Source organism: Xanthomonas sp. NCPPB 3218 (genome assembly GCF_056725185.1).
In genome coordinates this window covers 2,596,281-2,621,161 of record NZ_CM161516.1, presented here as the reverse complement: position 1 = coordinate 2,621,161, position 24,881 = coordinate 2,596,281, and the positions used below count along the sequence as shown (strand labels likewise).

Annotated in this window: 3 protein-coding genes (2 of these 3 cut by a window edge); all 3 read right to left on the bottom strand. The window is 71.0% G+C overall.

What is annotated here, in order from left to right:
* Tightly spaced (each overlapping or abutting the next), the 3 genes in view from AC1PLS_RS10870 to AC1PLS_RS10860 form a layout consistent with a single transcriptional unit that may run on beyond the window.
* Positions 1-8,459: the 5' portion of an SDR family NAD(P)-dependent oxidoreductase gene (locus AC1PLS_RS10870; protein ID WP_481103667.1), read on the bottom strand. Its footprint begins 8,161 nt before the window's first position; 8,459 of the gene's 16,620 nt are visible here — the first part of the coding sequence; it begins with the start codon at positions 8,457-8,459; its stop codon lies beyond the left edge, outside the window.
* Complete coding sequence (locus tag AC1PLS_RS10865) at positions 8,456-13,705, bottom strand: SDR family NAD(P)-dependent oxidoreductase (RefSeq protein WP_481103666.1); 5,250 nt, start codon at positions 13,703-13,705, stop codon at positions 8,456-8,458. Before AC1PLS_RS10865 ends, AC1PLS_RS10870 begins: the two co-directional genes overlap by 4 nt.
* Positions 13,706-24,881, bottom strand: the 3' portion of a protein-coding gene (locus AC1PLS_RS10860; protein WP_481103665.1) for an amino acid adenylation domain-containing protein. Its footprint extends 17,372 nt past the window's final position; 11,176 of the gene's 28,548 nt are visible here — the last part of the coding sequence; its start codon lies beyond the right edge, outside the window — the gene reads right to left on this strand; it ends in the stop codon at positions 13,706-13,708.

Genomic DNA, 24,881 nt, shown 5'->3' with positions numbered 1-24,881 from the left:
CGCGCCACCGCCTCGGCCACCCCGGCGTCCATCGCTGCCGCGTCGGCCACGTCCGCGGCCACGTAGAGCCAGTCGGTCTGGCCCAGCGCCGCCACCAGCGTCGCCCGCGTCGCCTCGTCCAGCGCACGTCGGCCGCTGAGCACCAGCTTCGCCGCGTAGCGCTCGCGCAGGCGGCGCGCCACGTGCAGGCCCAGTCCGCCCGCGCCGCCAGTGATCCAGTACACCCCGCCCTGACGTAACGTCGGTACCGGGGCCGACAGCGCATGGGCCACCATCCGCAAGCGCTCGCGCACCGCGCCGGCGCGATGCACCGCCCCGCCGTCCCCACCGGCCAGCTCGGTCCATACCCGCGCCGCCCAGTCGGAGGCGGACGCCGCCGCCGTGCCCTCGCCGACCAGCACCGTCACCGTCCAGTCGGGCACCAGCACGCCCAGCGAGCGCTCCAGCCCGATCCATGATTCGGCATGCGCCCGCGACGGACCGTCCGCGTAGGCCGCGCACAGCACCAGGTGGCCCGTCGTCACCCCCGCGGCCGCCAGCGCCTGCACCGCCGCGTACATGGCCGTGCCCTGCGCCGCATCCGCCGGCCCGGCCCAGGCCCCGGCGTAGACGATGCCCTCCCAGGGCACCGCGGTCTCGATCGCCGCGGCCACGGCCTCGCCGGCCACCGCCTCGATCCGCGCGTCCGCCTGTGCCGCGCCCAGCGCCGTGGCCGCCGCCGTCGCCACCGCCGCGTCCGTGCCGATCACCAGCAGCCGTCGCGGCGTCGTGGCCGTCGGTGCCGCCGCCGGCTCCCAGCGTTCCTGGAAGCTCAGCGCCTCCGGCGCCTCGGCTTCCTCGGCCTCCTCGGCCTTCGCCGCCAATGGCGGCGTACCCGGTGCCTCTACCCAATACGGCGTCGGTGCGAACGGGTACGTCGGCAGCGACAGGCGACCATGGGGCTGGGAGGCGAACAGCGGGGCGAAGTCGAGGTCGTAACCCTGGGCGTGCAGTTCGGCGATCGCGGCCAGGCGTTCCAGGTAGTCGTCGGTGGCCAGGGTCGGCAGACATTCCGCCATGCATTGCTCGCCGTATCGGCGCAGTGCCACCTCGCCTCCGCCCTGCAGTTCCAGGCCGCGCGAGACGTGAACCTGGGGCGCTTTGCCGCGAGCGAGCCATTTGCCCAGGCGTTGGACGAGTTCTTCCAGGCTTCCGCCCACGCAGGCCAGCCGGTGTTCGAAGTGCTTTCGCCCCATCAGCAAGGTGTAACTGACGTTGCCGCAGTCGATGGCAGGTTCGGCATCGAGGTGGGCGAGCAGGCGTTCGACCTGCTGGCGGAGTTGCGCCTCGCTGCGCGCGGAGAGCGCCCACAGGTAGCCGGGCCGCGGCGCCGTGGTGCGGGCGTGCGCCGGGGCCTGCTCGATCACCATGTGCGCGTTGGTGCCGCTGAGACCGAACGAGCTGACCGCGGCGCGGCGGACCTGCCCGGGGGCGACCGTCCACGGGCGCAGCGCGGTGGGCAGGTAGAAGGGGCTGTCGGCGAAGTCGATGTGCCGGTTGGGCTGGCCGTAATGCAGCGACGGGGCGATCTGTGCGTGGCGCAGGCACAGCAGCACCTTGAGCACGCCGGCCACGCCGGAGGCGGCGGTGGTGTGGCCCAGGTTGGTCTTGATCGAGCCGATCGCGCAGTAGCCCTGGCGGGCGCTGTCCTGGCGGAAGGCGCGGGTCAGGGCATGGAACTCGATCGGATCGCCGAGCTTGGTCCCGGTGCCATGCGCCTCGACCAGTTGGATGCCGTCGGCGTTGATGCCGAAGCGCTCATAGACCTCGCGCTCCAGGCGCTCCTGGGAGACCGCGCTGGGCGCGGTGATGCCGTTGGTCGCGCCGTCCTGGTTGATCCCGCTGCCGCGGATCACCCCATGCAGGTGGTCGCCGTCGGCCAGGGCGTCGTCCAGCCGCTTGAGCACCACCACGCCCACGCCCTCGCCGGGCACGAAGCCGTCGGCGCGGTCGTCGAAGGTGTGGCAGCGGCCGCTGGCCGAGAGCATGCCGGCGCGCTCGCCGCCCAGGTACAGGCCGGGGGTGGACTGGACGAAGACGCCGCCGGCCAGGGCCAGGTCGACCTCGCCGGCGCGCAGCGCCTGGCAGGCCAGGTGCATGGCCACCAGCGAGCTGGAACAGGCGGTGTCGACGGTGATCGCTGGGCCCTGCAGGTCCAGGTGATAGGCGATGCGCGCGGAGACCAGCGAGGTGGCCTTGCCCCACATCGCCTGGGCGGGCAGCGGGCCGGCCGGCAGGAGGTGGTAGTCGCCGCCGTTGTAGCCGGCGTAGACGCCGCAGCGCTGGCCGGCGATCGAGGCGCCGACGTGGCCGGCTTCCTCCAGTGCTTTCCAGGCCTCCTCCAGGAACAGCCGCTGCTGCGGGTCCATGTGGGTGGCTTCCAGGCCGGAGATGTTGAAGAACCGCGCATCGAAGTGGGCGATGCCGTCGAGGAAGCCGCCGCGCGGGCAGTACGCCGTGTCGCCCAGGATCGCCGGCATGTCCCAGCGGGTGACCGGCTCGGTCAGGTCGTCGCCGGCGGCCAGGTGGGTCCACAGGGTCGCCACGTCGGGCGAGCGCGGGTAGCGCCCGCTCAGGCCGACGATTGCGATCGGGGCGAGCGCGGAAGGCAGTGCGACCGGTGTCGACGTCGTTGTCGCCGTGGGTGCCGGTGTCGTTGCCGTTACCGGGGTGGGTGCCGGTGCCGGTGTCTCGGCCGCCGGCGGGGTGCCGTCGAGCGCGGCGGCGAGGGTGTCGCGGTAGCGCTGGACCAGGTGGGCGGTGAGCTTGTTGACCGTGCTGAAGTCGAACACGCTGGTGCTGGTCAGCGTGGTGCCCAGGGTGGCGTTGATCGCCTCTACCGTGCGCACGCCCAGCAGCGAGTCCAGGCCGTACTCGGCGAACGATTCGTCTGGATGGATCGCGGCCATCTCCACCATCAGCGCCTCGGACAGCGTCTCCAGGACCACCTGGCGCACGTGCGCCTGCAGGCGTGCCGTGTTCACCGGCGCGGTGGCCGGGGTGATGGCCGGCGCGAGGTCCGCCGCCGGCGTGGCAACCGCCGTCGCCGGCGCGCTGTCGGTCACGACCGCCGCGTCGCTACGCAGGACCACGCCGTCGCTGACCGCGGTGATCACCTGCGTGCCGGCGTGCAACTCGGGGGTGAGGAAGCGCACCGGCGCGTAGCCTTCCGCGTGCAGCGCCCGCGCCCAGCGCGCCGGAGCCAGCAGCGGCGAGCCCGGTTCGCGCAGCGCCGCGTCCTCGAAGCGCCACCAGCCCTCCAGCAGGCCGAAGGTCAGGTGGCCTAGCACGCTGTTGCTGCTCAGCTCGTTCAGCAGCAGGATCCCCTGCCCCTTTAGCACTGCCTTGACGTGGCCCAGCGCCTGGCGGATGTCGCGCGTGGCATGGACCACGTTGGTCGCGATCACCACGTCGTAGCCGTGCTCTTCCACGCCCTGCGCCGCGGGCGCCTTCTCCAGGTCGAACACCTGCCCGCGCAGGTACGGCACGTGCGGCGCGTATTGCGCCTGGGCGTGATGCAGGAATGCCTTGGACAGGTCGGTGTAGGCGTACTCGGCCACGTGCGCGGCGTACGCGCCCAGCGCGGCGAAGACCACCGCGCTGGTCCCGCCGGTACCCGCGCCCACCTCCAGCACGCGCAGCCGCGTGGCCGGGTCCTGCGCCAGGCGCGCGCGCAGGTAATGGACCAGCGCCTGCGCCACCACCGTGTTGCAGTGGTCGGTCAGCGGGTTGCCCCGGTACATCCCCTCCACCCGCTGCAGCGTCGCCTGCGGGAACACCACCGCCGTCGCCGCCTGCTCGCCGCGCAGGATCGCCGGCAGCGCCGCCTGCGTGGCGTCGACCAGCGCCAGGGACGCCGCGTCCTCCCCGCCGGCCGCTACCCAGGTCGCCCAGCGCGGCGCCACCGTGGCGTCGGCCGGGCCCTGCAACGCCGACAGCACCGCCGCCTCGTCGCCCCAGTGCGCACGCAACAGCCGCTCGGTCTGTGCCCACCAGCGCGTGTACGCCGGGGCGAGCGCCGCGCCCGCCTTCCACGCCGCCAACGACGCGCACGGCGCCGCCGGACCCAGCTCGCGCAGGCGCTGCACCAGCACCTCCAGCAACAGCGCGTGCAGGGCCTGCGCCCGCGCCTGCGTGGCCGCCGTCGGCGCCGGGCCGGCATACGCCGGCGGCACGAAGTCGGCCAGCGCCTCGGCCAGCGGCGGCGCCGAGGCATCCACCGTGACCTGCCCCGTGCCCAGCCGCACCCCCTGCAACGCCCCCGCGCGGGTGGTGCGCAGGTACGCCACCCGTTCCAGCGGGCTGGCCAGCACCCGCTCCAGCACCGCCAGGCCCTCGGCCGGGGCGATCGTGTCCATCCCCGCCTCGGTCAGCCAGTGGCGGAAGCTCTCCAGCGCTCCGGCCGTGGCCGTGCTCGCCCAATACCCCCAGTCGATCACCCGCACCGCGCAGCCCAGCGTCGCCGAGCGCGAGGCCACGTAGGCGTCCAGGAACGTGCTGCCGGCCGCGTAGTTGCTCTGCCGGCGGGTCTTCTCCAGGGCCTGGATCGAGGAGAAGAACACCATCGCGTCCGTCACGTGCCCGGCGAACGCCTCGACCACGCCCACCGTCGCGGCCACCTTCGCCGACAGGCCGGCCTCGAAGCGCGCCGTGTCCATGTGCGCCAGGTCGCTACCGCCCATCGCCAGGGTCGCGTGAATCACCCCGTGGATCACCCCGTGCCGGGCCAGGATCGCCTCGCGCACCCGGCCCATCGCCGCCACGTCGCGCGCGTCCACCGACAGGTACGTGGGCGCCTCGCCCCAGGCCGCCAGACGCGTGCGACGCGCCTGGATCGTCGCGTCCTCCGCCCGCCGGCCCAGCCAGACCACCCGCGCGCCGTACTGGCGCACCAGGTGCTCGCTGAGCACCTGGCCCAACTCGCCCGCGCCCCCGACGATCGCGTAGACCCCACCGATACGGAACGCCGGTGCCGACGCCACGGGCAGCGCGCAGGGCACGCAGACCGGCCGGTACCAGCGCCCGTCCCGCTGCGCCCGGCCGTTGCCGTCGGCATCCGCCGGCCAGGCCAAGCAGGCCTCCAGCGAGGGCGGCGCCACCTCGGTCGCGTCCGCTTCGCCTACCTCGTCGATCTCATCCTCCAGGTCGAACAGCCGCAGCCGCCATGCCGGATGCTCCTTCGCCGCGCTGCCCACCAGACCCCACACGCTTGCGTGCGTGGGATCGATCGCCTCGCCGGCCAGCACCGGCTGGCTGCGCCGGGTCAGTACCGTCAGCGACAGCGGTGCGGCCGCCGCCGCGAAGGCCTGCAACAGCGCCAGGCCAGGCATCACCCCCGCCGCCTGGCCGGCCACGATCGCCGCCCCCGTCACCGACTCCCGCGCCGACGGCAGCGGCCAGAACCAGTGCGCGATCCCGGCCAGCGCCGCGCGCCGCAACGGCACCGCGGCCGCCGCCAGCACCTCGGCGGCCGGATACCGCGCCCGCCAGCGGGCCTGCCGCGCCGGGTCGTCCTCGACGATCGCCCAGCCCGTGCCGTCGTGCCGCGCGCGCGCCACCGGCACCTCGACCGTCGCGATCGGCGCCCAGCCCGGCACCAGGGTCAGTGCACCGCTCAACGGGAACGCCGGCGCCGCCTCGCACGTCTCGTTCATCCGTTCATCCGTTCCCGCGTTCCGCGTCGGTGCCATCGGCTCCATGGGCTCCGTGATCTCCCCGGCCGGTATCGGCGCCGAGGGCACCCAGTAGCGCGAGCGCGCGAACGGATAGGTCGGCAACGGCACCCGCGCATACCCACCACCGGCGAACAGCCGCCCGTAGTCCAGCGGCTCGCCCTGCACGAACAGTTCGGCCAACCGCTCCAGCCGCTGCCGGTACGCCGTCGCGTCCGTCACCGGCAGCGTCGCGCACGCAGCCAGGCAGGCCTCGCCTTCCGCGCCGTGCGGCCCGCCCTCGGGCACGCCCCGCTCGCGGATCTCGCCCGCGCGCACCGCGCCGGCTTCCCCGGCCAGCCAGCCGGCCAACTGCCGGCCCAGCCCGTCGATGTCCTCGCTCACGCAGGCCAGCCGATGGGCGAAGTGCCGCCGGCCCGTCAACAGCGTGTGACTCACGTCAGCCAGCGCGTGCCCACGATCCTCCGCCAGCCACGCCGCCAGGCGCTGCGCCTGCGTGCGCAGCTGCGCCGCGCTGCGCGCGGACAGCACCACCAGATGCGCCGGCCGCGTCACCGCCGCGCGCGCGCGCACCGGCGCTTCCTCGATCACCAGGTGCGCGTTGGTGCCGCTCATGCCGAAAGCGCTGACCGCCGCCCGGCGGGGCCGCGAGGCCCCGGCGGCGTCGGTGCGGGCAGGCCAGTCGCGCAGCGACGTGTTGACGAAGAACGGACTGTCGTCCAGGTCGATGCGTGGATTGCAGACGCGGAAGTGCAGCGAGGGCGGCATCTGGCGATGGCGCATCGACAGAAGCACCTTGAACAGCCCAGCGATGCCCGATGCGGCGAGGGCGTGGCCGAGGTTGGTCTTGATCGAGCCGATCGCACAGTATCCGCGCCGCGCCGTGTGCCGTCGGAAGGCGCGCGTCAGCGCACCGACTTCGATCGGGTCGCCCAACCTGGTGGCGGTGCCATGCGCCTCCACCATGTCGATGCCGTCCGGATCGATGCCGAAGGTGTCGTAGACCTGGCTGTGCAGGCGCTCCTGCGAACGCGCGCTCGGCGCCGTGATGCCGTTGGTTGCACCGTCCTGGTTGATGCCCGAGCCGCGGATCACGCCGTGGATGACGTCGCCGTCGCGCAGCGCATCTTCGAGCCGGCGAAGCAGCACGGCGCCGACGCCTTCGCCCGGGACGAAACCGTCGGCGCGGTCATCGAAGGTATAGCAGCGACCCCCGGCGGAAAGCATGCCGGCCGCACCCGGTCCGCCGTAGGTCGCCGGTGCGCAACCGATCGCCACGCCACCGGCGATGGCCAGGTCCAGCTCACCGTTCCACAGCGCCTGGCAGGCCAGGTGGACGGCCACGAGGGCGCTCGAGCAAGCGGTGTCGACCGCGATCGCCGCTCCTTGCAGGTCGAGGTGATAGGCGATGCGCGAGGCGAGGATCGATGAGGCGTTGCCCCACATGGCCTGTGCCGGCGCGCTGGCATCGAACAGTAGGCCGTAATCGCCCGGCTCGCAGCCGACGTAGACGCCGCACGATTTTTCCTGGATGTCGGCGCCGGCATAGCCGCCGTCCTCCAGCGCCCGCCAGCATTCCTGCAGGAACAGCCGCTGCTTGGGATCCATGTAGCGGGCTTCGACGCCCGAGATGTTGAAGAACAACGCGTCGAACTCGTCGATGCCGTCGAGGAAGCTACCCTGCGCCGACGCCGCGACGAGGGCGTCGCCCCAGCGCGAGGACGTTTCCACCAAGTCGTCGCCGGCGGCGAGGTGACGCCAGAGCGCGTCGAGGTCGTCCGAATGCGCGAACCGTCCCGACATCCCCACGATGGCGATCGGTCCCTTGCGGGCCACGACGGTCACGTCGCCGGACGACGACGCCGCGACCGACCGGCTCGTGCCCGTGGGATCCGGCGCGGATGCGACCGACCCCGCGTCGGGAGCGTTCGCGAGGATATGCCCGGTCAACTGGTTCACCGAACTGTGGTCGAAGATGACCGTGGTGTCGAGTCCGAGCGACAACGCCGCATTGATCGCGTCGACGAATTCGACGCCCACGATCGAATCCAGCCCGTAGTCGGCGAAGGCGGCCCCGAGATCGACCTCGTCGGTGTCCAGGCGAAGCACCTTGCAAAGGGCGCCGAGCACCGTGCGCGCGACATGGACGCGATGGACCGCGAGGGCGTCGCCGCCGAGCCGCGCGCCTTCGACGCCGGACGGCGAGGAGGCGTCGCGACGTGGCGTGGTGAACACCCGCCCGTCGCTTCGACCGACCACGACGTCGCCGTCGCCGTCGTCCGCGGCGACGAACAGATCGAGGAAACCCTCGCCCGCGAGTCGCCGCGACCATGCATCGCCTTCGCGGCGCCCGTGCAGCACAAGCAGGCCGTTGCGGCGAAGCATCGCTTTCCAAGGGCACGGAGCGCCTATCGCTGCCTGCCCGGTATCCGTTGCCAGGTGGACGACCACGAGATCGTAGGGCTCGGCCGGCGCCGCGTCAGCGTGGCCGAACGACACGAAGGGAGCGCGGGCCCTGAAACGCACCGTCTCGGCGGCATCGGCCAGGCGAAAGTCGGCGATATCGGCCGCATGCGCCTGCAGCCGCTCAAGCAACGCGGCGGTCGCCTCACCGTCTCGGGCGCCGATGTCGAGTACCCGGACCGGGTCGCGGACCGCATCCGCCGTGACCTCGCCTCGCTGTTCCACGTAGGCCACGACAATCTCGGCGATCGCCGCGTTGAGCTGCCCGGATACCGCAGACCTCATGTGGTGCTCCCTCGTGTCGCGTCGTCTTGCCCCAGGGTGGCCAGGCGCCCCACCCGCTCCCGCAGACGTGCCATGTCGGGCATGGCCGCTCCGACCTGCACCGTGATCTCGCCCTGCGCACTCACGCCTTCGACGAGCACCGGCTTTTCCGTCTTGACGATACCCATCTGATCGAGCGGGCCGTCGAGCAGGCGATCCAGCGCATCCATTGCCTCGGCGGCGCCGATGAGTCCGATACCCATCTTCGCCATGTGCGCGAAGCCGTCGAGTTCGACGTTTTCCACTCGATCCCAGAATCCCCAATTCATCGTTTTTACCACAGGCACGGACGCGCCGGCCCGTTGCCGAAGCCATCGCGCATACGCGTCGGAGAACGTGCAGGCCGCGGCATAGCCCGCGTGCAGCGGCGTACGGATGAACGCGATCATCGAGGAGAAGAACACGACCTCGCGCACCGACTCGCCGCCGAACACGTCCATCGCATGGATGGCGACGTCGACCTTCGCGCGAAGCGCCGCCCGTACGTGGCCTTCCTCGGTATCGGCCAGCGCCCGCGGATCCAGCAGGAGGGTCGACAGCACGAGGCCGTCGATGCACGCGTAATCGTCGCGGATCCGCGCACGCGCGCGTTCGAGCGACGCCGGATCCGTCGCATCGGCGGCGACGTAGGCGGGTGCGGGTCCCAGCGTCGCCAGGCGATCGATGTCCGCCTGGATGCGCTCGTCGAGCGGACGGCGCCCGATCCAGACGACCTTCGCCCGCTCGCGACGGATCATGTGTTCGGTCCATGCCTTGCCGATGTGCCCCGCTCCGCCGATCACGACGTAGACGCGTCCTTCCTCGCGCGCAGGGGCCACGTCGTGCCGGGAGCGGATGCGCACCAGGTGCCGCCGGAACCAGACGCCGTCGCGCCACGCCCAGGGATGGGCACGAGCGTCGGCCGGCACGGAAGACCAATCGCGACCCGCCCATGACGCGTCATCCGCGCAATCCAGCAAGCGCAGCGACCAATGCGGAAATTCCTTCGCCAACGAACCGGCCAGGCCGTGCACACCCGCATGCGCCGGTGCGATCGCTTCGCCCTCGTGCACGTGCAACGCCTGGAACGTGACGATCGTCCATGCCAGCGGACGCGTGCCGTGGTCGAGCGCGAGCAACGCCTTGAGCAGCCGGAAGACGTAGAGTACGCCGTCCTCCTGCAGGCCGATCAGCTCCCTGTCGAGCGCGGGCCGCGACGGCGGGGCGATCCAGATGACGTGGTCGAAGTCGTTCACGTCGGCGAGCTTGCGGGCGAGGCTGGCGATATCGTCGCGCGCGTCGACGCCGGCAAAGCGCGCCGACGGGTAATGGCCGCGTATGGCGTCGCCCGTGGCGTCGTCGGCGCCGATGACCAGCGGACGAAGGCTCGGGCAGGTGAACGCGTTGGCCGGATCGTCGACGAGGAGGCCGGCCGCAACCGGCTCCCAGTGCGGCAGCACGTATTGCATGCCGATCGACATCGACGATGCCGGGACGCTGGCCGGAACGAAGTCGGATACCTGTCTGGTTTCGTCCGGCACCACGTCGTCGAGCCAGTAGCGCTGGCGGCTGAACGGATACGCGGGAAGTCGCAGTCTCCGCGGTGTTCGCGCACCGGCAGGCTCGTTCAAGGACACATCGTATCCCTGGCAGTAGAGGTCGCCCATGGTCGCCAGCGACTCGCGATAGGCAGCCCTGTCGGATGCCTGCGAGGCCAGCCTGGCGGCTACGGTCGTTGCGTACGAGCGCAGCGAGGGTCGCTCGACGAAATCGCCGGTCACGCGTCCCCTGGCCACCGCGTGCGAACGCGAACCTGCCTGCGCGGCTTCGATGAGCGACAACGCCTGTGCCGGGTCTTCCGCCACGATAGCGCAGCGATGGGCGAAATGGCGGCGGTGCCGCAGGAGCGTGTGGCTGAGCGCGTCGAGCCGTGCGGCGTCCCATGACGGGTCGCGCAACATCGCCGCGAGATCGCCGAGGCGATGCGACAGCGCAGCGTCCGTTGCGGCGGAAACGGCAAGCAGGAAAGCCGGGGCATGGGCCGAAACGACATCGCCCTCCGCGCCGCCTTCCTGGACCAGCACGTGCGCATTGGTGCCGCTCATCCCGAACGCGCTGACGGCGCCGAGCCTGCGCCGGTCCATGCGTCGTGGCCACGGCGTGTTTTCGCGATTGACCCGAAACGCGCTGCGCGACCAATCGACGTAGTCGCTCGGCTCTTCGCAGTGCAGGCTCGCGGGGATCGTTTCGTGGCGCATCGCCAGCACCAGGCTGACCAGGCTGACCAGGCCGGATGCCGCAAAGCTGTGGCCGAGATTGCTCTTGGTCGACGTCAGTGCGCAGTGACCCGGCGGCGTGCGTCCGTCGTTGAACACCTCGTCGAGCGCGGCGACTTCCACCGGATCGCCCAGTCGCGTACCGGTACCGTGGGTCACCACGTAGTCCACGTCCGCCGGAACCGCGTCCGCACGAGCGAGGGTCTGGCGGATGAGCGCCGCCTGCGCGGCACCGTTGGGTGCCGTGATGCCTTGCGTCTTGCCGTCGTAGTTGATGCCGCTGGCGACGATGATCGCGTGCACGACGTCGTCGGCGGCGCGTGCGTCCGACAGCCGCTTGAAGACGAGGGCGACCACCGCTTCCGCTGGCACCATGCCATTGGCGCGTCGATCGAACGCGAAACAGCGGCCGTCCGTCGACAGCATGCCCGCGGCGCTCATCCCGATGTACGGGTGAGGCGTCAGCACGAGGTTCACGGCCGCCGCGACGGCGGCATCGCAGTCGCCTGCGCGCAGGCTCACGCAGGCCTGGTGAGCGGCCACGAGGCCAGAGGCACACGACGCGTTGATGGCCATGGCCGGGCCGTGCAGGTCGAGCGAGTACGAAAGCCGTGACGCCAGGATGCCGTCATGGTTGCCGGTGAGACTGGCCTTGGCACCCGCGAGTAACTGGTAGTCGCCCTGCTCGACGCCCACGAACATGCCGACCCGGTCCCGCGCGAACTGGGCATCGCCGTAGCCGGCGTCTTCCAGCGCATGCCACGCCTCCTGCAGCAGCAGGCGCTGCCTGGGGTCCATGGCCGCGGCGTCACGGGGCGATATCTCGAAGAACAGCGGATCGAACTCGTCGATGCCCGGCATGGCCCCGAGCCACTTGCTCGCCATGGCCGGCACACCTTCGCGCCGTCCTTCGCCGAAGTGCCCGCGCCAGTCGAAACGGTCCAGCGGAATATCCGTGACCACGTCGCGGCCTTCCACGAGGATGCGCCAGAGCTCGTCGATGTCGCGCGCCTGTGGAAATCGGCCGCTCATGCCGACGATCGCGATGTGCTCGTCCATCGGTGCGCGTTCCGCCGGAACGGCCGTCGCCGGCGCCGGGGCGGCCGGGATAGGAGCTGCCGGCGGTTCAGTCGGCGACGGCAGGTCGCGGTCGCCGTAGACCTGGCGCAGACGTGTTTCGTAGTGCTTCAGCAGATAGGCCGCCACGTGCCGGATGGTCGGCTGGCTGAAAAAGATCGCGGGCGACAGCTCGATGGCGTAGTGGGTCGATACGCGACGGGCCAGCCGCGTCAACGTCATCGAGTCGAAGCCGAACTCCGTGAGGTTGCGATTCGGTTCGATCCGTTCGCGGGCCAGTTCGAGCAGCCCGGCGACGTGGTCGGTCAGTTCCCATGCCACGCATTGTTCGAGGGTAAATCCACGCAACGCGCCGCGTGCCGCGGGCAACGAAGGTTCCACGACGGGTGTCGCGGCGATCCGACCGACCGCCGCCTCCACGCGTGCGCGCAGTCGCGCGTCGTCCCCGTACAGCACCGTGGCGGCGCCCCGCGCCGTCACGAGCCGATCGAAAATCGGCATGCCCTGCACTTCGCCGAGCGCCCGCATGCCAGCGCCTTCCAGGTAGAGGTGCGTGCGTTGCGGATCGTCGTCGCTGCCCATCCCGTCGCCGTCCCAGAAGGGCCAGCCGATCGACGACACACGCCGATGGGACACGCTGCCCAGGTGTTCCGCGTACGCCATCTGGAAACGGTTGGCCACGGCGTAGTCGAAACTGCCGAAGTCGCCAAGCGTAGCCGCCGCCGAGGCGAAGCAGCACAGGAAGGCCGTTTCGTCGCCACTGCGCAGGACCTCGTCGAGCACGAGCGTACCCTGAACCTTCGGCCGCATCACCTCGCGCGCCTGCGCGGCCGACCGGTCGAAGAGCGTATCGCGCGCTTCGATGCCGGCCGCGTGGATCACGCCGTGCAGGTCGCCGAAGCTCACACGGATCTGTCGCATACCCTGTGCCACCTGTGCCGCGTCGGCCACGTCCATGGACAGGTAGTCCACGCAGTGGCCCGCGCGTCGCAGTGCTGCCAGCCGTGCCGCGACATCGGCTGCATGGGGACGACGGCCGGCGAGCACGACGTGCTCCGCGCCCGCGCGCGACAGGTGCGCGGCGAAGCGCATCCCGAGCGCGCCGAGTCCGCCGGTGATCAGGAATGTGCGCCCACGAGCGTCGAGTACGTCGTTCGAAGATGCATCGACATCGGCCACGCTGGACACGTAGCGGACATCGCCGGAATGACAGGTGTTTCGCAGTTCGGACGCGAAGAGTTCGCCGATCATCGCGGGAAAAAAAGCGGTCTTCCAGGCCTGGGGGCCCTTCGCCCCCGCGTCCGAGATCATCACCGCGCAGGCCATGTCGGACTGGATCACGCGCAGCGTGCGCTCGATGCCGATCCACGATTCAGCATGGCAACGACCGATCGCGTCGGCATACGTCGCGCACAGCAGCAGCCGTGGGCAGCGAAGGCGCAACGCGTGCAGGGCGCGCAGCAAGTCGAGTGGTCCATGCACCGCTTCGGCATCGACCGGCTCCAGCGGGTGCCCGAGATACACCAGCGCATCCACCTGGCCCGCCAGATCCGACCACGCTACCGTCAATCCGGCGGAGAGGTCGTCGATCATGACGAAACGTACCTCGACGTGCGGTGCCGCGTCGGCGAAGGCTGCCCGCGCACCGTCGTGGAATCCTGCGGCGACGATGCAGACGATCCGCCGCAGGTCCGCCGGCGTGGCTCCGATCGTCCGCGCGGGCACCCACGCTTCCCGCAGGATAAGCAGACCGGGCGCCGCCCGCTGCGTCGGCATGCTGCCCCTCGAAACCTGCTTCAGGCGTTCGAGCGCCGCGTCCCTGGACAGTCGCCCCGCCTTGAGTTCACCCAGGATGTATTCGATGGAGTCGCTCACTTAGGTCACCTCGTCCTCGACCGGCCGGTCGTCCCGGTCGGTGCCGGACACGTGCCGCACGCGCGCCGCGGCGCTGTCGACGTCCAGCGTCCCGCGCATCACCGCGTCGACGATGTCATCCAGTGGCGCGGCGACGGTGGGCGTCTGCAACCAGTACGTCTCGCAGGCGAAGGGATATGTCGGCAGCGGGATACGGCGGCATGCGTCCGCCACGAACAGTGCCGCGTAGTCGAGCCGGCGTCCCGCGACGTATAAGCTGGCAATCGTCGCCAGGTCATCGAGGTAATCCTTCGGCGCGGGCACCTGCGCGGCGTGCGCGATGCACGCCATGGCGCGCGCCAGGGACGCCTCGTCGATGACCGGGTTTTCGACGATGCCCGCGACGATGCCCTCCGCCGCGCCTTCCATCGCCCATGACCGCAGTCTCGCGCCGAGCTCACGCACGTTGGCCGCCACGAACGCGAGGCGGTGGCCGAAATGCTTGCGCCCTTTCATGAGGGTATAGGCGACATCGGCGAGTTCGACTTCGTGCGTTTCCAGGTGGACGGCCAGACGATGAGCCTGTTCCTTCAACTGCTCGGGCGTTCTCGCCGACAGCACCACCAGATGGGCCGGCCGCGCGACTGGCCGGACGGCCACGGGTGGCGCCTGCTCGATCACGCAATGCGCGTTGGTGCCGCTGAAGCCGAACGAATTCACCGCCGCCGTGCGCGGCACGCCCGGCGGTGTCTTCCAGTCGCGCAGTTGCGTGTTCACGTAGAACGGCGTGCCCCGCAGTTCAATGTGTTCGTTCAATCGGTCGAAGTGCAGCGTGGGCGGCAGTTTGCGGTGCCGCATGGCGAGCAGCACCTTGATCACGCTTGCCACGGCCGCTGCTGTGAGCGCGTGGCCGATGTTGCTCTTCACCGAGCCCAGGGCGCAGTAAGGCGTTTCGCAGGGCTCCTTCGGATGTGCGGCCCGGAATGCGTGCACAAGCGCTTCCACCTCGATGGGGTCGCCCAGTTTCGTACCGGTGCCGTGGGCCTCCACGAGGGTGATCGTGCGCGGGTCAATGCCGAAGCGCTCGTGCACCTCGCGCTCGAGCGCGATCTGTGATTTCACGCTTGGCGCGGTGATGCCGTTGGTCTTTCCGTCCTGGTTCACGCCCCATCCGCGAAGCACGCCGAGAATATTGTCGCGATCACGCCGAGCGTCTTCCAACCGCTTGAGCAGGACCACACCGACGCCTTCGGCGGGAACGAAGCCATCGGCCGTCTGGTCGAACGCGGCGCAACGGCCCGAATGCGAGAGCATGCCCGCGTGCGATGTGGTGAGATGGATCGCCGGTCCGCAGAGGACGCAGACGCCACCGGCGAGCGCGAGGTCGGCCTGGCCGAGCAACAGGCTGTCGCAGGCGCTTGCGATGGCGACAAGCGACGATGAGCAGGCCGTGTCGATGGCCAGGCACGGGCCTTTCAGGTCGAGGAAATACGAGATGCGCGCGGCAAGGATCGACGAGCTGCCGCCGATCAGTCCCTGTGCCGAGGCGGCGTCGCCGCCCATGCCGTAATCGCCCGAGCCGCAGCCCGCGAACACGGCGGTGCGGCTGCCGGAAAGCGTCGACGGATCCACCGCGGCGTCCTCGATGCACTCCCAGCAGGCTTGTAGAAACACACGTTGCTGCGGATCCATGATCTTCGCCTCGGCCGGCGCGATGCCGAAGAACTGCGGGTCGAACTGGGCCACGTCGTCGATGGCCCCCATCGCGCGGCAGTATGTCGTGCCGACCTCGTCGCCGCCGGGCGCGAAGAAATCGTCGATCCGCCAGCGCTCCACGGGGACGTCGCCGACGCAGTCCCGGCCCGACGCGATGTTCTCCCAGAACGCCTCCGCGGTGGCCGCGCGAGGGAACCGGCCCGACATGCCGATGATCGCGATGCCCTGGCGCAGCGACGGCGGATCGAACGCGTTTTCCACAGAGACCGAGGCCGCCGACGCGTCGGCCGATAAGTCCGGGGCCTCGTTCGCCCGGGATACCGGCGCGGGCGGTACCGGATCGGGATCGACGGGTGACGGCGGGGACGAACGGTCGATGGCGGCGTCCTGCGCCGGCGCGCCCTGCTCGCGCAAGGCATCGCGCAAGTAGGCGGTCAATTCGGCGATCGTCGGGTAGTCGTAGAGACGAGTGGCCGGCAGGCTCAGGCCGAAGTGACGGTTGATCACGTGAGTCCATTCCACGCCGATGATCGAATCCAGGCCCAGTTCGACGAAAATGTCGTCGCGCCCGATGTTCGCCTCCTCAATGAACAAGGCCTTCGCCAGCGTCTCGGTCAGCACCGCGGCGATGGCTTCGGGCGAAGGCAGGTCGGCCGTGGTTACGGGTGGGGATGCCGGCGGTGGCGCGACCGTCTTGACCACGGGTGCTGCGACGGTGTCCGTCGGCGTCGGCGCGATGACGACGCTCGCGTTCACCGTGCCGCTCGTGCCACCGGAAAGCGTGCGCAACGCCACGGCGGGTTTTCCTGAGGTCTTGCGCACGGGCGCGAACGCTTCCTTCGCATCGCGATCCGGCGCCGGGACACGGGGTGCGGCCGCCGCGGCATGCATGCCGGTGGGATCCTCGATGGTGCCGAACCAGTGCCGCTCTCGCGCGAAGGGATAGGTGGGCAGCGGGCGGATGCGCGGCGACATACCGACGTGCAGTTCGCGCCAGTCGACGGCCAGGCCCTTGGCCCACAGCTCCAGCACCTTGGCGTACTTGCCGCGGGCCAGCCACTTGGCCACCGCCTCGCCCAGCTCCTCGTCGGCGCTGAAGATCGCCAGCGCGTCCTTGTGCGCCTTGACCTCGCCGTGGTGCAGCACCTCGCCTTCCGCATCGGGCTCGCCGGCCTCGCCGGCCAGAAAGCGTTCCAGCGTCGCGCGCAGCGCGGCCATCGAGACGGCGGTGAAGCCCAGCCGGTGTTCCATCGCCTCGCGGCCCACCTGCAGGGTGTACGCCACCTCGGCCAGGTCCGCGTCCGTCCAACCCTCGCGATCGCACGCCGCCAGTAGCTGCGCCGCCCGCTCGCGCAGCGCCTGGTCGGTGCGTGCCGACAGCACCACCACCGCCGGCCGCGATGGCGTCACTGCGGTCGGCGCGACCGCCGCCGCCACGTATTCCTCGACGATCACGTGCGCGTTCGCGCCCCCGGCGCCGAACGAGGAGATTCCCGCCACTCGTGGGTATTCCCGCTCCTGCCCGTCCACCGTCAGCCGCGGACGCGGCCAATCGGCCAGCGTGCGCTGCACCCGGAACGGCGTGGCCGCGAAATCGATGTTCGGGTTCGTCGTCGCCGCATGCAGGCTCGGCACCAGCTGCCCGTGACGCATCTGCAGCAGCACCTTGGTCAGCCCGGCGATCCCCGCCGCGCTCTCGCAGTGGCCGATGTTCGACTTGGCCGAACCGATCGCGCAGAACTGCCGGTCGTCCGTGGCGAAAGCCTGGGTCAGCCCGGTGATCTCGATCGGATCGCCCAGCTGCGTGCCCGTGCCGTGCGCCTCCACGTAGCTCACCGCCCGCGCCGGTATCCCGGCCCGGGCCAATGCCGTGGCGATCAGGTCGCGCTGGGCCAGCGGGTTGGGCACCGTGTAGCCGTTGGTCTTGCCGTCGTGGTTGATCGCCGTGGCGCGGATCACCCCGTGGATCGCGTCGCCGTCGGCCTCGGCCCGGGCCAGCGGCTTGAGCAGCGCCACGCCCACCCCCTCGCCCGGGACGAAGCCGTCGCCGTCGGCGCCAAAGCTGTGGCAGCGCCCGCTCGCCGAGAGCATGCGGCTGCTGCACATCATCGCGTAGTTGGCCGGGTGCAGGTACAGGTTCACCCCGCCGGCGAAGGCCATCTCGCAGTCGTCGCGCAGCAGGTGCTCGCACGCCTCGTGGATCGCGGTCAGCGACGAGGAGCACATCGTGTCCACCGGCATGCTCGGGCCCTGCAGGTTCAGCGCGTAGGACACCCGGTTGGCCAGCGAGCCGAACGAGGTCCACGGCGCCACCGTCTCGCCGCGCTGCCACAGCGCCGGACCGTACAGGTCGAAGCCGGTCTTGGTGATTCCGGCGAATACGCCGACCCGGCGGTCGTGGGCGCGGGCGAAGCGCTCGCGCGTGTAGCCGGCGTGTTCCATCGCCGCCCAGCAGGCCTGCAGGAAGATCCGCTCCTGTGGGTCGAGATTCATCGCCTCGCGTGGCGAGATGTTGAAGAACCGCGCGTCGAACTCGGCGAAGCCGTCGAGGAAGCCGCCCCACTTGCTGTAGCTGCGGCCGGTGGCGATCGCCCGCTCCATGTCCGGCTCGTGGAAGCCGTCCAGCGACCAGCGCTCGGCGGGAATCTCGCCGATCGCGTCGCGACCGGCGGCCAGGTTGTCCCAGAACGTATCCAGGTCAGCCGCGCCGGCGTAGCGGCCGCTCAGGCCAACGATAGCGATCGCCCGCTCGGCGGGCGCGGGGCGTGGCGCAGGAGACGGAGTCGGCGCTGGCCGAGGTTCATGGTCGGCGCCCGGAGCGACCGGGGTCGCGTCGCCGGTCCAGCGCGCGCACGCCGCCGGGTCGCTGGCGATCAGGTGCGCGGCCACGCCGGCCAGGGTCGGGTACTCGTAGAACAGGGTCTTGGAGACCTCGCCGAACACGGTCGCCAAACGCGCGTTCAACTGCATGACCATGATCGAATCGATGCCGTAGCTCTCCAGCGGCTCGTCCACGTCGATCCGCGATGCGCTCAGCTTGGTCGCCGCGGCGAACAGCGCCTGCACCCGCGCGAGCACGCGCGGGCCCAGCGTCGCCGCCGGTGCCGCGACCGATGTCGATGCCGATGTCGATGTCGAGGGCGGTACCGACGGCGACTGCGCCGGGCGCGTGGCGCCGTACAGCACCTGCACCTGCGCCTGGCCGCTCGCATAGGCCTGCGCGAACGCCGTCATCGCCGCCGCCGTCGGCATCGCCTCGATCCCCGATACGCGCAGCTCCTCGTGGCGCAACGCGTCCACCCGCATGCCGCCCTCCTCCCACAGCGGCCAGCCCACCGACAGCGTGTGCCCGTGCGCCTCGCCCCGGGCCACCGCCGCCGAGCGCTCCTGCGCGTACGCATCCATGAACGCGTTGGCCAGCGCGTAATCGCCCTGCCCCACGTTGCCGTGCGCCCCCGTCGCCGAGGAGAACAGCACGAAGCAATCCAGCGGCAGCTCGCGCGTGGCCCGGTCCAGCAACACCGTGCCGCGCACCTTCGGCGCCAGGACCGCCGCGTAGTCGGCCTCGCGCTTCTTCAGCAGGAACCCGTCGGACAGTACGCCCGCCGCGTGCAGCACCCCGTCCAGCCGGCCGTGGCGCGCACGGATCGTTGCCACCAGTTGCCCCACGCTTGCCTCATCGGTCACGTCGGCGCGCTCGTAGGCCACGTGCAGGCCCGCCGCGCGCAGCGACGACAGCGTCGCCTCCACCGCCGCAGACGGTGCCGAGCGCCCGCTCAGCACCACTGTCGCCCCCGCCGCCCGCGCACCGATCTCCCGGGCGAACAACTGGCCCACGCCACCGCCGCCGCCGGTGATCAGATACACCCCGTCGCGCTTCCACGGGCCGTCGCCGGTCGCCGGGCCGGCCAGCGGCCGGTAGCTCCGCGCCTGCGCCACCTCGCCGTCGAAGCGCAGCTCCGCCGCCTCGCCCCGCGCCGCCAGGGCCAGGCACGCCGCCACCTGCGAAGCGTCGTCCAGCGCGGCCACGCCCAGCACCTGGCCGCGCAGGCGCGGCTGCTCCAGTCGCGCCGTCTTCAGCAAGCCGCTCAAGGCCTGGAACACCGGCGCCGCCGCCGGGACCACCACCTGCACGTGCAGGCCCGTGCCCGGCGTCGTGCGCAACCATGCCTGGACCCGCTCCAGCAATTGCCAGCCCGCCCACGCCACGCGCGTCTCGAGCGAGGTGCCGTCGTCCGCCGCCAGCACCTCGACCCGCGCCGCCGGCAGCTGCGCCGCCAGCGCCGTCGCCGACGTACCCACCGGCCAGCCGGCCAGCAACACCCAGCGCTCGCCCTCGGCCTGCGCCGTCGTCGGGGCCGCCGTGAACGGCACCCAGTCCGGTGTCAGCAGCAGCGGACGTGCCGATGCGACGTCGTCGGTCGGCAAGGGATCGATGGGCGGTAGCGGGTTGGTCGGATCGACCAGCCAATGCCGCTCGGCGGCGAACGGATAGCCCGGCAGCGAGAGCCGCGTCGGCGCGGGTTCGCCACGCATTGCAGCCCAATCCACCACGAGTCCCTTGACCCACAAGTCGAGCAGCGTGTCGTACTTGCCCTTGGCGATCCACGCGGCGACCGCGCCGTGCAGGTCGTCGTCGGCGGCGAAGGCGGCCACGGTCTCGCGATGGCGGCGCACCTCGCCCTGGTGCAGGCCCTCGACATGGCGCTCGCTGGCGACGAACGCGCGCAACGTGGCACGCAACGCGCTTACGCTTTCGAATGCGCACGCGATCCGATGTTCCATCGCCTCGCGGCCGGCCTGCAGCGTGTGCGTGAACGCATCCACGTCCAGCGTCTCGTGGGCGTCCATCCAGTCGAGCATGCGAGCGGCCTGCACGCGCAGGCGCTCTTCGCTGCGCGCCGACAGCACGAACAGCGAGGACGCTCCGCGCGGCGCCTGACCGTGCATCGCCGGGCGACGGGTGTCGACGTATTCCTCGATCACGAGATGCGCGTTGGTGCCGCTGTAGCCGAACGAACTGACCGCCGCGCGACGCGGCGCACCGTCGATGCGCGCCCAGGCTTCCCGCGCGGTGCCCACCCGGAACGGCGAGGTGGCGAAATCGAAGTGCTCGTTCGGCGTCGTGAAGTGCAGGCTCGGCACCAGTTCGCCATGTCGCAGGCCCAGCAGCACCTTGTGCACGCCCGCCACACCCGCCGCCGCCGAGGTGTGGCCGATGTTGCTCTTGACCGAACCCAGCACGCAGCGTTGCCGACCCACGCCGGCCGCCTCGTACACACTGCGCAATGCTTCCAGCTCGATCGGGTCGCCCAGCTTCGTGCCCGTGCCGTGCATCTCCACGTAGCCGATCGTCGCCGGATCGATCCCATGCCGCGCGTAGACCTCACGCTGCAGCTCCGCCTGCCGCGCCGCGCTCGGCGCGGTGATCCCGTTGGTCTTGCCGTCCTGGTTGATCCCCGAACCCAGGATCACCCCGTGGATCGGATCGCCCGCCGCCTCCGCGTCCGACAGGCGCTTGAGCACCAGCGCGCCCACGCCCTCGCCCGGCACGAATCCGTTCGCCCCGTCGTCCATCGTCTTGCAGCGACCGTCACTGGACAGCATGCCCGCCGCGCACATCCCCAGGTACGGGCCCGGGGTGAGGTACAGCGTCACCCCGCCCACCAGCGCCAGCTCGATCTCCTCGTTGCGCAGCGCCTGGCAAGCCAGGTGCGTCGCCACCAGCGACGACGAACACGCCGTGTCGATCGAGATCGCCGGGCCCTTCAGGTCCAGCAGATACGAAATGCGCGAGGCCGCGATCGCCGCGCTGTTGCCCGTGCTGTCGCTGGGCTGGCCACTGTCGTGCAGCAGCGTGGCGTAGTCGTTGCTCATGATGCCCAGGTACACGCCGCAGCGGCTGTCGCCCAGCGTACGCGGGTTGCAGCCGGCATCCTCGAACGCCCGATAGGCCTCCTGCACGAACAGGCGCTGCTGCGGGTCCATCAGCTCCGCCTCGGCCGGCGAGATGCTGAAGAACAACGGATCGAAGCACTCCACCTCGTCCAGCGCGCCCAGCCACTTGCAGTTGATCCGGCCCGCTCGCGGCTGGCCGGCCTCGTAGTAGCGATTCACGTCCCAGCGCCACGTGGGCACCTCGGTCACCGCGTCGTGGCCCTCGGCCAACCGCTGCCAGAACGTCTCAAGATCCGACGCGCCCGGATAGCGTCCGGCCATGCCGACGATCGCGATCGGCTCGCCACCCTTGCGTGGCGCACGCGTCGGCGTCGGCGCCGCGGCGGCACGCTGCACCGGGGCCGGGGGCGGCGGCGATGCGGGCTTCGTTTCCGCCGTCGGTGCGACCTGCGCCGGCGTCTCCGTCAGGCGGGCTTTCAGCTCGCCGGCGAGGTAGCGGGACAACTGATGCACGTCCGGGAAATCGTAGATGCGCGCCGCGGGCATCTGCAGCCCATAACGTTGGTTGATCGTGCGTACCCATTCCACGCCGATGATCGAGTCCAGGCCCATCTCGGCGAACGGACGATGCGGTTCGACCTCCGCCACGTCCATGTACAAGGCCTCGGCGAGCGAACGGATGAGCTCACGCTGCATCCGCGCCAGGTCCACGCTGGTCTCGGCGGTGGGTGCGGGCGGCGTCGGCTGCGCAGGCGATGCCGTAGGCGTCGCTGCACGCTCGACCGGCGCGGGCGCCGCGGCCGGCGAAGCCACCGACGACCGATCGGACGACAGGCGTGCGAGGACGATACCTGCCGGCTTGTCCACGCTGCCGGCCGGCGCCGCACGCACGGAGTCGGCGGGTGCCGCAAGGGTGCGGCGAACCGGAACCCGCGTCTCCGCGGGCGCCGCCGCGATCCAATGCACGTCGCGAGCAAAAGGATAGCCAGGCAATGCGATGCGCCGTGGCGGCACCGCGCCGAACAACGCGGCCCACGGCAGCGCGTAGCCTTGGCAGAACAGGTCGGCCAGCGCAAGGAGCGCATCGTCCATGCCTGCCTCGACGGACGGATGGCCGGCGGCCACGCGCTCGATGAGCGCCTGGCCGTGTTCATGCAGTGATTTTTCTCCGACGAAGTCGCGCGGCACCGTCGCGCGGAACACCTGGTCGGACTGTTCGCCCGCGGCAGCGCACTCGAGCAGGCGGATCGCATCGTCCGCGTCCTGTGCGACCACCACGCAGCGATGGGAAAACGCCTGCCGGCCGCACAGCAGCGTGTAGCCGAGCGAGCGCACGTCCGCCGCGCCCCACGCACGGCCGCGCAAGGCCGTCGCCAGGTCGGCCAGCCGTTCGCGCAGCGCCTCCCCGCTCTTGGCCGACACCGCCAGCAACCAGTACGCCGGACCGCCTTCCTCCGCCAACGCCGGCGCCTCGTATTCGCGCAACAGCATGTGCGCATTCGTGCCACTCATCCCGAACGCGCTCACCGCCGCCACCCGCGGCGTCGCCGATACCCACTCCCGGCGCTCGCGATTGACCTCGAACGCACTGCGCGACCAGTCGATGTAGTCGCTGCGCTCCTCGCAATGCAGGCTCGGCGGGATCGTCCGCTGCGTCAGCGCCTGCACCGCGCACACCAGGTTCACCAGGCCCGCCGCCGCGAACGTGTGGCCCACCGCGCCCTTGACCGAGGTCAGTGCGCAGAACCCCGTCGCCGGCGCCTTCGCCCCGAACACCTCGTCCAGCGCGTTGATCTCCACCGGGTCGCCCAGCCGCGTGCCCGTGCCGTGCGTCACCACGTAACCGATCTGGCCCGGATCGATCTTCGCCCGCGCCTGCACCTCGCCGATCAGTTCGGCCTGCGCCGCGCCGTTCGGTGCCGTGATGCCGTTCGTCCGCCCGTCGTAGTTGATCCCGCTGCCCACGATCAGCGCGTGGATCGGGTCGCCGTCGGCCTGCGCCCGCGACAGCCGCTTGAGCACCACCGCCACCACCGCCTCGCCCGGGACCAGGCCGTTCGCCCGCCGGTCGAACGCGCGGCAACGGCCATCCTCGGACAGCATGCCCGCCTGGCTCATGCCCCACCACGCGTGCGGGGTCAGCATCAGGTTCACCGCCGCGGCGATCGCCGTGTCGCAGTCGCCCGCGCGCAGGCTCTGGCACGCCTGGTGCGCCGCGACGAGACCCGACGAGCACGACGTGTTGATCGTCATCGCCGGGCCGCGCAGGTCGAGAAAGTACGACAGGCGCGAGGCGAGGATCGCGTCATGGTTGCTCGTCAGCGTGCCGTGCTCGCCCACCATGTGCTGGTATTCGCCCTGCTCGGCGCCGACGAACACCCCGATCTTCTGCGCGGTCGCGTGCGATGCGCCGACCGCCGCGTCTTCCAGCGCGTTCCATGCTTCCTGCATGAGCAGGCGCTGTCGCGGATCCATGCCCAGGGCTTCGCGCGGCGAGATGTCGAAGAACGCGGCGTCGAATTCGCCGATGCCCGGACAGGCACCCATCCACCGTCCGCTCATGCGTCGACCCGCAGGCGCATCTTCGCCGACGTAGGCCGTCCAGTCGAAGCGCTCGCGCGGAATCTCCGTCACGGCATCGCGTCCCTCGACGAGGGTCTCCCAGAAGCTCGCGACGTCCCTGGCGGCCGGGAAGCGTCCGCTCATGCCGATGATCGCGATGGATTCGGGCACCGTCGCGGACGCCATCGCCTCGTCGCGCGTCTGCACGATCGGTCGTCGACGCGGAGCGGCCGCCGGCGTCGCCCCGCGTGGCGACACTGCCGTGTCGTCGTAGGCGGCGCGGATCGCGGCGGCATGGCTCGTGAGCAGATGATCGCCCACCTGGCCGAGCGTCGGATGGCTGAAGAACACCGCCGGCGTCAGCGCGATGGCGTAGCGCTCGGAGATCCGGCTTGCCCAGCGGGCCAGCAGGATCGAGTCGAAACCGTAGTCGGCGAGATTCTCGCTCGGAGACACCTCTGCTTCGGCAAGCTTGAGCAGTTCGCAGACCTGTTGCCGCAGGTCGCGGCGAAGACGTTGCTCCACGCTCTGATTGCCCGGCGCGGTAGCCGTCCCCGCCGTCCCCGCCGTCCGCGTCGAGGGCGGCGTGGACATCGGCGCGATGACGGCGGCCGGCGCCTGGGCATCGCCGGACAGCCCGAGGTAACGCGCGATCCTCGGGCGATCGCCGACCATGACCAGGTAATGGCCCGACGGCTGGCCGAGCACGCGCTCGAACACGTCCAGTCCCGTCGCGCCGTCCAGCGCATGCTGGCCGGTGGAACGCAGGTACAGCTTCGTCGCCTGTTCGTCACCCAGGCGCATGCCGCCGTCGGCCCAGGCGGGCCAGCCGATGGCGATACGCCGGGTGGCCCCGTTGCCGGCGACGTGATCGGCGTACGCCATCTGGAAGCGATTGGCGACGGCATAGTCGCCCGCACCAAAATCGCCCAGCACGGCGGACGTCGACGAAAAATAGCAGATGAAGCGCGGCGCCTGTTTCACCAGTGCCGCGTCGAGCGCCAGGGCTCCGGCCACCTTT